Genomic DNA, 12,494 nt, shown 5'->3' with positions numbered 1-12,494 from the left:
ATTAATTTATTCCTATCTCGTCTATAATTTTATAATCTTCTTCGGGTGGCACCTTAACTTTGCCAAACAATCTGTCCTTCCAATTAGTCCATTTATATTTCTTAGAAAGAATAAAAAGCAAAATTGGAAATACGATAAAAACTGGGAAGAATATTTCCATAAAACCAATCTTTCCTGGATCTGACATATCTTTTAAAACAGAATGTGTTTGAAACGCAGTCCAATCAGCTGTTACCAATAGTGCTGTAAACAGGTTGTTAGCAGCGTGAAACCCTAGTGCCAATTCCATGCCTTCATCCATTAATGTTATTATTCCTAAAAACAACCCTGTTCCTATATAATACACCATGATTACATAACCCAATTTCTCTACCTCTGGGTTGGCAATATGTAATAAACCAAAAACGGCCGAGGTAATGATGAGTGGAATCCATTTGTTTTTTACAATAACCCCAATGCCTTGCATTAAATATCCTCTAAACAAATATTCCTCAAAACTGGTTTGTAAAGGCACCATAATGATGGCTATAATACACAATATTGTAAATGGTACTAACTTAAAATTTAACTGATAATCTCCAGATTCGGCCAAAAAGAAGTAATCAACGAGTACCAATGCGCTAGATATCACACCCCAAAGTGTAAAGACAAACCAAAAGCGTTTCCAATCTATTTTTTTTCTGCTAGTTGTTAAATGTGTAAATGATTGTTTGTGCAACAGTCTTGATACTAAAAGCACACCAACCAAACCTGCAACAAAAGACAAAAGCATTAAGAACAAACTTAAATTAGGTTCTAAAATTGATAACATTTTAGATTCGTCTAAATTACTCATATTACCGCCCTCACTAAACACTTTTGCTAATACTGCCACCGTAAAAGGAACTTGCCCTATAACAACAGCAATAACCACAATTACAACACCAACTAAATATCGCCACCAATCATGTAATACATTAAATGCTTGAGCTATATACATTTTAAAAGTTTTTTGTTAAAAATTCTATATTCCAAGTTTTATTTTTTTCGTACCGCAAGGTACCATTTTTTACTTGTAATGGACTATCAAAATTATTTGTAAATAAACTACCTGTTCCTAGTCCTTGAGGCAATTCACTTTGTTTGGTATAGGTGTATTGTGCAATAGCATTTAACCCAATATTACTTTCTAAAGCACTGGTAATCCACCACGCTGTATTATTTTGTTCCACAATTTCTATCCATTCATCGCTACCCCTAAAACCACCAACTAAACTAGGTTTTAGAATAATAAATTGCGGATTTATAGTTTGTATCAGTTTGCGTTTATTTGTTACATTAAAAACACCTATTAACTCTTCATCTAGGGCAATAGGCAAGGGTGTTTCTTGGCATAGTCTTGCCATAACCTCAATTTGGCCTTGTTTTATTGGTTGCTCTATAGAATGTAAATCAAAATCAGACAAAATTTTTAGTTTTTCTAAGGCCTCTGAAGGCTTAAAAGCACCATTAGCATCTACACGTAATTCTATTTCTTCTGAGGTAAAAGAATCTCTAATAGATTTTAAAAGAAGACACTCGGTTTTAAAATCAAGAGCCCCTATTTTCATTTTAATACATTTGAAACCTGCATTGATTTTGTCTTCAATTTGCTGTTTCATAAAGGTTTCGGAACCCATCCAAATTAAGCCGTTTATAGGAATAACATCTTTAGATTCTGTAAATTTAGAAGGAAAGAGTTGAAAGACATCTTTACTCATGATAGATTTAAAGGCCATCTCAAGCCCAAACTGAATGCTCGGGAATTCTAAAAGTTTACTAAGTAAAACTTCTAAACCAAGGCTAATATTTTCGCAAACCCATTGCAGCTTTGCCTCGTAATCTGGTCGGTCATCAGCTGAAAGTCCTTTAAAAAGTCCGCACTCACCAACCCCCTGTTTACCATTTGAATTGATAAAAATAAACCACGTCTCTTTGGTTTTTAAAATACCGCGTGAAGTTCCACTGGCTTCTTTAAAGTTGAGAGTATATTTTTTATAATAAGCTTTTAGCACCAGACTATTAGAATGTTACATAACTTAGATTAAACCTAGTATCTTTAATCTTACTTGTGACATATCGAAACAATCTGACAATCAATATCATAAAAGTCTAGATTTCAATTGATTCACCTATTTCTAATAACATTAAGTCTTTTCCTTTTTCAAAGAACTTTCTTTTTGCTTCATCATGATCTATTTCTATATAACCAAAGGTATCAAAATGATATCCTAGCACCTTGTCACATTCTATAAATTCACTGGCTATAATAGCATCATTAATACCCATTGTAAAGTTGTCACCAACGGGTAGAATAGCTAAATCAAGTTTTGTTTGCATAGGTATCAATTTCATATCAAAAGTTAGGGCTGTATCTCCTGCTATATAAATATTTTTATGTTCACCTTCTATCACAAAACCACCTGGTTGTCCACCGTATGCGCCATCAGGAAAAGATGAGGTGTGAATAGCATTTACATATTTTACTGTGCCGAAATCAAATTTCCACTGCCCACCATGATTCATGGGATGGCCTTCAATACCTAAATTACCATAGTACGTTACAATTTCATAATTAGAAATAATTTTTGCACCTGTGTTTTTAGCAATGGCCTCCACATCTAGAATATGATCTTGATGTGCATGAGTTAACAGAATGTAATCTGCCTTAATTGTTTTGATATCAATATGTGAAGCGTTAGGATTACCAGTTATAAAAGGGTCTACAATAATATTTACACTGCTAACTTGAATTGATAAACTAGCATGACCAAGGAATGTGATTTTCATATGATGTGTAATTAATATTTTAGACAGAAATTTACGAAAATTATCTACAATAAATATCCAATACCTAAAAGAACTGACAATAATACCGTTGTTAAGGCTAATTTTTTTAATTCTGGATCTAATAATCTCGGCTCTTTATTTTTATATACCTTTATTAAATGCTTAACCAAAGGAATATAAGCCACTACAAAGATTAAACTAAAAGGAGACGTATAGTACAAGACCCCAAACACCCCTGAAAGTATTATAGCTAATACTATGAGTGTGAAATGATATTTCTTGATGGCTTTCGGTCCTAGCTTTACTGCCAGTGTATTCTTTTTAGACATTTCATCTGAAACCAAATCACGCATATTATTTAGATTAAGCACTGCAGTGCTTAACAAACCAATGGTACAGGCCGGTAGGATAGTAACATGGTCTATGGTTTTGGCATATAGAACATAGCAACCACAAACACTTACTAAACCAAAGAAAACAAATACAAAAACATCTCCAAAACCTTTGTATCCATAAGCATTTCCTCCAACAGTATACCTAATAGCTGCCACTATGCTAAAAATTCCAAGTACAAAGAAAATTAAAGTTAGTAAAACGTGGTGAACTCCAAAGGCTTTAAAAATTAATGAAAATGCCAACGCAATAGAGATGAGTACATTGATTTTAATAGCATTTAGCATTTCTTCAGGTGATATTTTTCCAGACTGAATGGCCCTATCTGGCCCAATTCTATCTTCATTATCGGTTCCTTTTACCCCATCGCCATAATCATTGGCCAAATTTGAAAGTATTTGAAAACTGAGTGTGGTTAATATAGCCAAAACAAAGATAATCCAACTAAAGTACCCATTATATTCTGCAAAACATGAAGCTACTATTATTCCTGAAATTGATAACGGAAGCGTACGCAAACGCATTGATGAGATCCAAACTGAAATTTTTTTCATATTATGGAATCCATTTCTTTTCAAAGTTAGGCGCTCTTTTTTCAAGAAAAGCATCTCTACCCTCTTTTGCTTCATCTGTCATGTAAGCTAAACGGGTGGCTTCACCTGCAAAAACTTGCTGCCCAACCATCCCGTCATCTGTTAGGTTCATAGCAAATTTAAGCATCTTGATAGAGGTAGGTGATTTAGCTAATATCTCTTGTGCCCATTGATAAGCAGTTTCTTCAAGTTCGTTATGAGGTATAACAGCGTTAACCATACCCATTTCAAAAGCTTCTTGAGCCGAATAGTTTCTACCTAAAAAGAAAATTTCACGCGCTTTTTTCTGTCCAACCATTTTTGCTAAATAAGCTGATCCATATCCACCATCAAAACTGGTTACATCGGCATCCGTTTGTTTAAAAATTGCATGCTCTTTACTGGCAAGGGTTAAATCACAAACCACATGTAAGCTATGACCGCCGCCAACTGCCCAACCAGGAACTACAGCTATAACAGCTTTTGGCATAAACCTAATTAGACGTTGCACTTCTAAAATATTTAAACGGTGATAACCATCTTCTCCAACATACCCTTGATGCCCCCTAGCCTTTTGGTCACCACCACTGCAAAAGGAATACACACCATCTTTGGTAGAGGGACCTTCGGCCGATAATAAGACAACACCTATATTTATATCTTCATTAGCATCATTAAAAGCATTATATAACTCACTGGTGGTTTTAGGTCTGAATGCATTTCTTACATTGGGCCTATTAAACGCTATTCTTGCAACACCATTGCATTTTTTATAGGTAATGTCCTCGTATTGTTTTATTGTAACCCAATTGGCTTTCTCCATATTCTATATTTTCATCAAAAATAAATTTATTTCAAGAAATAGAGGTCTGTTAATTAAATAAATTTTGAGTTAAAAATTTTACATATTGACTAAAACCAATAGCAAAAATTATGCATTCCATAAAAATAAAAACTATGTAGAGATACGTATGACCCTGTAGTCTTTTTTTTATTAAATTTGTATGAGAAACTTAAATAATAATCGATAAATTTGTATTTTATCGTGAATTTATGTATTTTGACGAAATTTAATCCCTAAATGCCTATGTTATTAACAATTACTTTTATCATTTCCGTTCTGGTTCTCATTAACTTTCTTTTATTAAAATTTAGTGTTAACAAAACCAAAAAGCCTTCAAGGGCTAGCAGTAGACCTATTGTAATACATCCAAATACATCCATAGCTTCTAGCAAGAATGTATTAGCACCAACAGGAAGTTAATCAGCCAATAACTACCATTTAATTTCAGGAATATTTAAATTCCTAAGAATGTCATTGGTTTGGCTAAAATGTTTATTTCCAAACCAATACCCTCTATTAGCGCTTAATGGTGAGGGATGTCCTGAGACTAAAATATGGTGTTTCTTCTCGTCAATTAATTTAGCCTTCTGTTTTGCATACCCGCCCCACAGTAAAAACACTATATTAGTTTTATTCATACTAATAATCTTTATTACCGCATCTGTAAATGTTTCCCATCCTCTTTTTTGATGGCTTCCTGCATGGTGTGCACGCACTGTAAGTGTAGCATTTAAAAGCATAACACCTTGCTCTGCCCATCGTAATAAATTACCACTTTCTGGATATGGAACACCTAAGTCATTTTCAATTTCCTTAAAAATATTAATTAAAGATGGTGGATGTGAAATTTCATCATTTACAGAAAAGCACAAACCATTGGCTTGCCTGAGCCCATGATACGGATCTTGACCAATAATAACTACCTTAACGTCATTAAAATGGCAGTGGTTAAAAGCATTAAATATTTTTTTTCCAGGAGGAAAACATACATTGTTTTGATATTCTATCTTTACAAAATCAACTAAATCTTTAAAATAAGGTTTACTGAATTCTTCTTCCAAATAGGGTTTCCAACTAAGGTGAATATCCACATTCATAATGAGAGTTTATAATTCGAACTAAAATAATATTATCTTCGGTGGAATTAAAAATATTTTCTGTTGAAAAAATTAAAATTTCCAACTGCGCAAACTATTCTTTTAATTATTGCAGCCTTAACTGCAATTTTAACTTGGGTAGTACCTTCTGGTAAATATGACACCCTTACCTACAATAAAACGGAAGGTCATTTTTTAAGAACGGATTCTAACAAGCATCAAATCTTAGAAGCGACTCAAGAAACCTTAGACAATCTGAAAATTAAAATTCCAATAGAAAAATTCACTAATGGTGATATATGGAAACCCATTAGCATTCCTCATACGTACAAAAAAGTTGAAGCACGTCCACAAGGGGTCGCAGCACTAATTAAATCACCAATAAAAGGCATTATTGAAGCTGCTGATATTATTTTTCTGGTATTATTTATTGGTGGTCTTATAGGCATCATGAATTACACCGAAGCTTTTGATGCTGGTATTTCATGGCTGGCAACAACCTTAAAAGGCAAGGAGTTTATTTTGATCATTTTAGTGACCTCCCTCATTGCTGTTGGTGGTACTACGTTTGGATTAGCTGAAGAAACTATTGCATTTTACCCTATTCTTATACCTATTTTTTTAGCTGCAAAATATGATGCTATGGTAGCACTAGCTTGTATATATATTGGCTCGTCTATTGGTACTATGTGCTCTACGGTAAATCCGTTTAGCTCCATTGTAGCATCAGATGCCGCCGGAATTAATTGGACTACTGGTTTAACATCTAGAATAATTATGTGGGCAATTGGATTGCTCATTTGTATTATTTACATTCACAGATATGCAAAGCGTGTAAAAAAGGATCCGACAAAATCTGTGATTTATGATCAAAAGGAGGAAATAGAGAACTTATTTAAAAACAATATTAATTCAGATGAAAAACTTAGTCCCAAAACACTTTTCATTTTAATTGTATTCGCACTGTGTTTCATTGTGATGGTAATTGGTGTGGCTATGTTCGAATGGTGGTTTGAAGAAATGATAGCGGTCTTTCTTATAGGCGCTATTGTTATAGGTATTATTGGTAGAATAAAAGAATTTACTTTTGTTGAAACCTTTGTAAAAGGCGCGGGAGATTTATTAGGAGTTGCTATAATTATAGGTATTGCTAGAGGTGTTTCGGTGCTTATGGATGACGGACAAATAAGTGACACTATGCTTTATTATGCCAGTAATGCCACTAACAATATGAATAAGGGCATCTTCATCAATACTATGTTATATATTTATGGAGGTTTATCGTTTTTTATTCCATCGTCTTCTGGAATGGCCGTTTTAACCATGCCTATAATGTCTCCTCTTGCTGATAGTGTAGGAATAGGCAGAGAATATGTTGTGAATGCATATCAATATGGTATGGGATTATTTGCTTTTATAAACCCAACAGGTTTAATTCTCGCTTCATTAGCTATTGTAAAAGTAGGCTATGATAGATGGTTAAAGTTTGTAATGCCTCTAGTAATCATACTCCTTATTTTTACCATGCTTGTACTGACAGTATCTATTTATTTTTAAAGGTTTAGTTTAAAATAATGGAAAGTAATTCTCTTAATAAATCTCCTTGAGGCACCGCGTTGGCACCAACACCTTTACTTTTTACATCAAAGGTTCTTAAAGTAGCCACAACCATACTAACTTTTTTCATGGGATAGTTTCTAGCCGCTGTAATGTATTCATTAACAAAATAAGGGTTTACTTTTAAAGCCGAGGCTACATTTCTTGGCGATTTATCATTCAATCCATGGAAGTGAAGTAATTGTGAAAAGAAGTTGAATAATAACGAAACGGTTACAACCATAGGATTTTCCTTAGGGTTATCTGCAAAATAATTCACTATTCTATAAGCTTTAACCGCATTACGTTCTCCTACAGCTTTGCGCAATTCAAAATTATTGAAATCTTTACTAATACCTATATTTTCCTCAATATGCTCTGGTGTAATTTGGGATTCCTTAGGTAAAATTATTTGCAGTTTATCAAGTTCATTATTGATTTTACTCAAATCTGTTCCTAAAAATTCCACTAACATTTGAGCAGCTTTAGGTGTGATAGAATAGCTCTTAGGTGACAGGACACGTCTAATCCAATCGGCCACTTGATTTTCATAAAGTTTTTTACTTTCGTAAACAACACCTGTTTTTTTAATAGCCTTGAAAAGCGCTTTACGTTTATCTATTTTCTTATACTTGTAATTAACCACTAAAACTGTTGTGGGTTGTGGGTTTTCAGCATAAGAAGCCAGCTTTTCTATGGTACGAGAGAGGTCTTGAGCTTCTTTAATGATGACTACCTGATACTCTGCCATCATAGGGAAACGTTTGGCATTACCCACAATGTCTTCAACCGTTACATCGCGCCCATACAAAACCATTTGATTAAATCCACGTTCTTCCTCAGTCAACACATTCTCTTCAATAAAATCGGAAATCTTATCAATGTAATAAGGTTCTTCTCCCATTAAAAAATAAATGGGTTTAAGATTACGGTTTTTTATATCGGTAACAAGTTGCTTGACTTCGTCCAAGGACCTGGTTTTTTTAGTTTATGTTAATGTTGTGACAATTTAGTTTGAGTCAAGTTTCGAGTACTTACAAATAATATTTCTAACGAAAACAACTCCAAATGACATTATAATTCTAAATTTGTGTAGTGCAAAAATTAAATTTCCCTACATATTCGTTTCGATTCAAAAGTAACGAAAATAAAGTTTCTATTTTTGATAGTATTCGTAAAAAATTTGTGGCTTTACAGCCCGAAGAATGGGTTAGACAACACTGTGTTCAGTATCTCATTAATGAAAAAAAATATCCAAAGTCATTGATTAATGTCGAAAAGGAGCTCATTGTAAATAATTTAAAAAAACGATACGATGTTGTAGTTTTTAATCCCGATGGCACTATTCATTTAATTGTAGAATGTAAGGCTTCAAACATTGAGATTGATCAAAATACCTTCGATCAAATTGCTAGATATAATTTGGTACTCAATGCCAGTTATTTAATGGTAACAAACGGATTAAATCATTATTATTGCCAAATGGACTTTGAAAGCGAACGCTATAATTTTTTAAAAGATATCCCTGATTATAATTAAGTGAAAGTAGCCGTAGTCATATTAAACTGGAACGGGAAGAAATTGTTAGAGCAGTTTTTACCTTCTGTTGTAGCGTATTCAAAGGATGCTACTTTATATCTAGCTGATAATGCCTCAACAGATGGTTCGGTTGACTTTGTAGTAACACATTTTCCATCAATTCAGATCATACAAAATAAAGAAAATGGGGGGTTTGCTCAGGGTTATAATGAAGCCTTAAAAAATCTAGAAGAAGATATTTTCTGCTTGCTTAATAGCGATGTTGAAGTTACAGAAAACTGGTTGAAACCAATAACTGAAGCTTTTTTAAAAAATGATAAAACCGTCATAATTCAGCCTAAAATTTTAGATTTTAACAAAAAGGATCACTTTGAATATGCAGGAGCTGCTGGAGGTTTTATTGATAAATTTGGCTACCCTTATTGCCGTGGTAGAATTTTTAATACCATAGAAAAAGACTCAGGTCAATACAATGATTCTACAGATATTTTTTGGGCTTCTGGCGCTTGTCTTTTTATAAGAAATAAGGCATTTAAAAAATTAAATGGTTTTGATGAAACCTTTTTTGCCCACATGGAAGAAATTGATCTTTGCTGGCGTGCCAAAAATTCAGGTTTCAATATTCAGTATATTGGTACTTCTAAAGTTTATCATGTTGGTGGTGCAACGCTAAAAAACACCAATCCTCAAAAAACGTTTCTTAATTTTAGAAACAGTTTGTTTGCTTTAACCAAAAATGCTAAAGGCACTTTATTTACAATCATTTTTATCAGACTCATTTTAGACGGCATTGCCGGCATTAAGTTTTTACTAGAACTACAGCCAAAGCATACGTTAGCCATTCTCAAAGCACATTTTAGCTATTACCGTAATTTAAAGCAAATGCTAATTAATCGTAAAGCTCAAAAAGTAAAGATTAACTATTACCAAAGAACGTCTATAGTTATAGATTATTTCGTAAATAAAAAGAGGTATTTCAATAGTTTATAAATACTTAGCAAAAGTTTTGTTAACAACTTTAAAATAAGTAGTTTTTTCTATACTTTTGCTGAAAAGTCAACGAAGTACATTAATCCATATAATTTTCTTAAAAACCATTATGAAAAAAATCTTATTATTTAGCGTATCATTAATAGTTTTAAGCTCATGCGTTTCTAAAAAAGAATACACCGCACTAGAGGAAAAACAAAAAGAAACTCAAGATTTATTAAATTCAGCAACTGTAAAATTGAATTCTTGCCTAGAGGAAAGAGCAGCATCAACAGCTAAGGCAAAAACACTAGAAAGTCAAGTAGATAGACTTAACAATCAAATTGATAATTTACAAATCATCTCCTCTAAAAGCGCTAGTAGCATAGAAAAAACACTTGAAAGCCTTCAAGAAAAAGACTTAAAAATTACCCGTTTACAAGATGCCATAAACAAAAAAGACAGTGTTACGTTGGCATTAGTTACTAGTTTAAAACGTGAAGTTGGTATTAACGATCCAGATATTGAAGTTAGTGTAGAAAAAGGGGTTGTTTTTATCTCTATTGCTGATAAGTTACTATTTAAGAGTGGTAGTTACACAGTTACTTCACAAGCAAAAGATGTTCTTGCTAAAGTAGCTAAAGTTATTAACAGCAAGCCTGATTTTGAAGCTATGATTGAAGGCCACACTGATAATGTATCATATAGAAAAGAGCCATTGTTAGACAACTGGGATTTAAGTGTTAAACGTTCTACTTCTATTATTAGAGTACTTTTAGACTTAGGAGTTAAACCAGAACAACTTATTGCTGCAGGTAGAGCAGAATTTGTTCCTTTAGTTGATAATGACACGGCCGAGAACAGAGCAAAGAACAGACGTACGCGTGTTGTAGTATTACCAAAAATCGATCAGTTTTATGATATGATTGAAAAAGAAATGAAAACACTTTCTGCTGGTAGCAACTAATAAAAGCTTCATAAAATATTTACAAAGCCCAACAAAAGTTGGGCTTCATTTTTTATATGGTGTTTACTAGCTTGTTAAAATAGATTGACTAAAATCATCTAAAAGATATCTATACTTCCTTTTCCTTCTCTAACAATCAAAGGTTCATCACCAGATAAATCTATAACGGTTGAAGGTTCATTATCTCCATAACCACCATCAATAACCAAGTCAACGATATGGCTCCATTTCTCGTAAATAAGCTCTGGATCTGTAGTATACTCTATTACCTCGTCTTCATCATAAATAGATGTAGAAATGATAGGATTTCCTAAGTGTTTAACTATAGCTATGGCAATACTGTTATCTGGAACACGAATACCCACGGTCTTTTTCTTTTTAAAAGCATTTGGTAATGTACGAGATCCCGGAAGCACAAAAGTATATGGTCCAGGAAGTGCACGTTTTAAAATTTTAAAAACAGAAGTATCAATTTGTTTTACGTAATCACTTAAATTACTTAAGTCATGGCATACAAAAGAAAAATTGGCTTTTTCTAACTTAACACCTTTAATTTGTGCTATACGCTCTAAAGCTCGTACATTAGTAATATCACAACCTAAGCCATAAACGGTATCGGTTGGGTATATAATTAAGCCACCTCTTTTAAGAACAGATACCACTTTTTCTACCGCTTTTGGGTTTGGGTTTTCTTCATAAATCCTTAAAAACTCAGCCATAATATTTAAATTGCCATAGCGTTTACAAAATAACTATTATTTTTTATGAAATTACTGAGATTTATCATCTTAAATATTCTAAACTTACTAATCTGCTTAAGTTGCTCTATTGAAAGCGTAGATATAGACAATAATCATGATGGTTTAAATACCACTGAAGCTTATCAAAAGTTAGATATTTCATATGGGGCTGATGTTAACCAAACCTTTGATTTATACTTGCCAGCTGGTAGGACCTCTAGTACTAAAACCATTATCTTGGTTCATGGTGGCGGATGGACATCGGGTGATAAAAGTTCTATGAGCTATATAAAAGATTTAATTCAACTAGAAATTCCAAATATTGCTATAGCTAACATAAATTATAGACTTGCAGATAGTAATAATCCTCCTTATCCCATGCAAAATAACGATATTACAACTATAATAAATTACTTAAAAATCAATAAAGTAAGATACTCCATTTCTGATAAAATTGGATTTATTGGTACTAGCGCAGGAGGTCATTTGTCGCTACTCTGGAGCTATGCATTTGACACCAATTCTAATGTAAATATGGTCTGTAGTATAGTAGGCCCCACCAACTTCACAGATCCTGCTTATTTAAATAATACTAATCCTGAACTGCAGCCATTCATTGATGCCCATGGAGCAAACCCAACTATTGCTTTTTTAGAAGAAATAAGTCCGTATCATCAGGTAACATCAAATGCTCCTTCTTCAATTTTATTTTATGGTGGTCAAGATCCATTGGTTCCTCCAAGCCAGGGTACAGATTTAAGAGATAAACTACTAAGCCTAAATGTAAATCACCAATTTATTCTATATCCAAATGAAGGTCATGGATGGACAGGGTTAAACCTTTTAGATACTTGGACTAAACTAAAAGCTTTTATTTTAAACAATTTATAGGTTAAATTTGCTGCATTAGAACAAAAAGAAATTAGAACTTCCTTCTAATTACAATCAATGGAATGGTAGTATATTAAC

13 protein-coding genes are annotated in these 12,494 nt (G+C 33.0%); 5 read left to right on the top strand and 8 right to left on the bottom strand.

What is annotated here, in order from left to right; genetic code table 11:
• Position 1: 1 nt before the first annotated feature.
• From DFQ02_RS04825 to ung, 6 genes are all read right to left on the bottom strand, one after another.
• Positions 2-979: a CPBP family intramembrane glutamic endopeptidase gene (locus tag DFQ02_RS04825; RefSeq protein ID WP_116039863.1), complete on the bottom strand. Its 978-nt coding sequence runs from the start codon at positions 977-979 to the stop codon at positions 2-4.
• A 1-nt stretch (position 980) separates the two neighbouring features.
• A complete protein-coding gene (locus DFQ02_RS04820) occupies positions 981-2,033 on the bottom strand; it encodes an o-succinylbenzoate synthase (protein ID WP_116039862.1) in 1,053 nt (350 codons plus the stop codon).
• Between the two features lie 97 nt (positions 2,034-2,130).
• Positions 2,131-2,808, bottom strand: coding sequence for a metal-dependent hydrolase (locus DFQ02_RS04815; RefSeq protein WP_116039861.1), 678 nt, complete (start codon positions 2,806-2,808; stop codon positions 2,131-2,133).
• A 44-nt stretch (positions 2,809-2,852) separates the two neighbouring features.
• A complete protein-coding gene (gene menA / locus DFQ02_RS04810; protein WP_181896355.1) occupies positions 2,853-3,755 on the bottom strand; it encodes a 1,4-dihydroxy-2-naphthoate octaprenyltransferase in 903 nt (300 codons plus the stop codon).
• Between the two features lies 1 nt (position 3,756).
• Positions 3,757-4,596, bottom strand: coding sequence for a 1,4-dihydroxy-2-naphthoyl-CoA synthase (locus DFQ02_RS04805; protein WP_116039860.1), 840 nt, complete (start codon positions 4,594-4,596; stop codon positions 3,757-3,759).
• A 452-nt stretch (positions 4,597-5,048) separates the two neighbouring features.
• Positions 5,049-5,714: a uracil-DNA glycosylase gene (ung, locus tag DFQ02_RS04795; protein ID WP_116039858.1), complete on the bottom strand. Its 666-nt coding sequence runs from the start codon at positions 5,712-5,714 to the stop codon at positions 5,049-5,051.
• Between the two features lie 63 nt (positions 5,715-5,777).
• Between ung and DFQ02_RS04790 the strand changes: the two genes are divergently transcribed.
• The gene (locus DFQ02_RS04790) at positions 5,778-7,271 is read left to right on the top strand and encodes a YfcC family protein (RefSeq protein ID WP_116039857.1); all 1,494 of its coding nucleotides are present in this window, start codon (positions 5,778-5,780) and stop codon (positions 7,269-7,271) included.
• 4 nt (positions 7,272-7,275) lie between these two features.
• On the opposite strand, the gene holA is transcribed toward DFQ02_RS04790, so the two are convergent.
• Positions 7,276-8,280 (bottom strand): DNA polymerase III subunit delta, encoded by a 1,005-nt coding sequence (gene holA / locus DFQ02_RS04785; RefSeq protein WP_116039856.1) that lies wholly within the window; start codon positions 8,278-8,280, stop codon positions 7,276-7,278.
• Positions 8,281-8,405: 125 nt separating this feature from the next.
• On the opposite strand from holA, the gene DFQ02_RS04780 reads away from it, so the two are divergent.
• The 3 genes from DFQ02_RS04780 to DFQ02_RS04770 all read left to right on the top strand — a co-directional run bounded on the left by DFQ02_RS04780 (position 8,406) and on the right by DFQ02_RS04770 (position 10,785).
• Positions 8,406-8,849 carry a type I restriction enzyme HsdR N-terminal domain-containing protein gene (locus DFQ02_RS04780; protein WP_116039855.1) on the top strand — a complete coding sequence of 148 codons (444 nt, stop codon included), beginning with the start codon at positions 8,406-8,408 and terminating at the stop codon, positions 8,847-8,849.
• Positions 8,850-9,839 (top strand): glycosyltransferase family 2 protein, encoded by a 990-nt coding sequence (locus DFQ02_RS04775; protein WP_116039854.1) that lies wholly within the window; start codon positions 8,850-8,852, stop codon positions 9,837-9,839.
• Positions 9,840-9,948: 109 nt separating this feature from the next.
• Positions 9,949-10,785: an OmpA/MotB family protein gene (locus DFQ02_RS04770; protein ID WP_116039853.1), complete on the top strand. Its 837-nt coding sequence runs from the start codon at positions 9,949-9,951 to the stop codon at positions 10,783-10,785.
• A gap of 98 nt (positions 10,786-10,883) precedes the next feature.
• Here DFQ02_RS04770 and DFQ02_RS04765 read toward each other — a convergent pair whose 3' ends face one another.
• Positions 10,884-11,504, bottom strand: a complete 621-nt coding sequence (locus DFQ02_RS04765; protein ID WP_116039852.1) for an L-threonylcarbamoyladenylate synthase — start codon at positions 11,502-11,504, stop codon at positions 10,884-10,886.
• 45 nt (positions 11,505-11,549) lie between these two features.
• Between DFQ02_RS04765 and DFQ02_RS04760 the strand changes: the two genes are divergently transcribed.
• Complete coding sequence (locus DFQ02_RS04760; protein ID WP_116039851.1) at positions 11,550-12,416, top strand: alpha/beta hydrolase; 867 nt, start codon at positions 11,550-11,552, stop codon at positions 12,414-12,416.
• Positions 12,417-12,494 lie beyond the last annotated feature (78 nt).

Source organism: Seonamhaeicola aphaedonensis (genome assembly GCF_003386195.1).
Taxonomy (GTDB): domain Bacteria; phylum Bacteroidota; class Bacteroidia; order Flavobacteriales; family Flavobacteriaceae; genus Seonamhaeicola; species Seonamhaeicola aphaedonensis.
The sequence above is the reverse complement of the archived record's forward strand: the minus strand, read 5'-3'. Positions and strand labels throughout refer to the sequence as shown.

Bases quoted from the DNA above. Each gene is read 5' to 3' on its own strand.
- DFQ02_RS04805 (WP_116039860.1), bottom strand. From the start codon at position 4,596: ATGGAGAAAGCCAATTGGGTTACAATAAAACAATACGAGGACATTACC.
- menA (WP_181896355.1), bottom strand. From the start codon at position 3,755: ATGAAAAAAATTTCAGTTTGGATCTCATCAATGCGTTTGCGTACGCTT.
- DFQ02_RS04765 (WP_116039852.1), bottom strand. From the start codon at position 11,504: ATGGCTGAGTTTTTAAGGATTTATGAAGAAAACCCAAACCCAAAAGCG.
- DFQ02_RS04760 (WP_116039851.1), top strand. From the start codon at position 11,550: ATGAAATTACTGAGATTTATCATCTTAAATATTCTAAACTTACTAATC.
- DFQ02_RS04825 (WP_116039863.1), bottom strand. From the start codon at position 979: ATGTATATAGCTCAAGCATTTAATGTATTACATGATTGGTGGCGATAT.
- ung (WP_116039858.1), bottom strand. From the start codon at position 5,714: ATGAATGTGGATATTCACCTTAGTTGGAAACCCTATTTGGAAGAAGAA.
- DFQ02_RS04770 (WP_116039853.1), top strand. From the start codon at position 9,949: ATGAAAAAAATCTTATTATTTAGCGTATCATTAATAGTTTTAAGCTCA.
- DFQ02_RS04815 (WP_116039861.1), bottom strand. From the start codon at position 2,808: ATGAAAATCACATTCCTTGGTCATGCTAGTTTATCAATTCAAGTTAGC.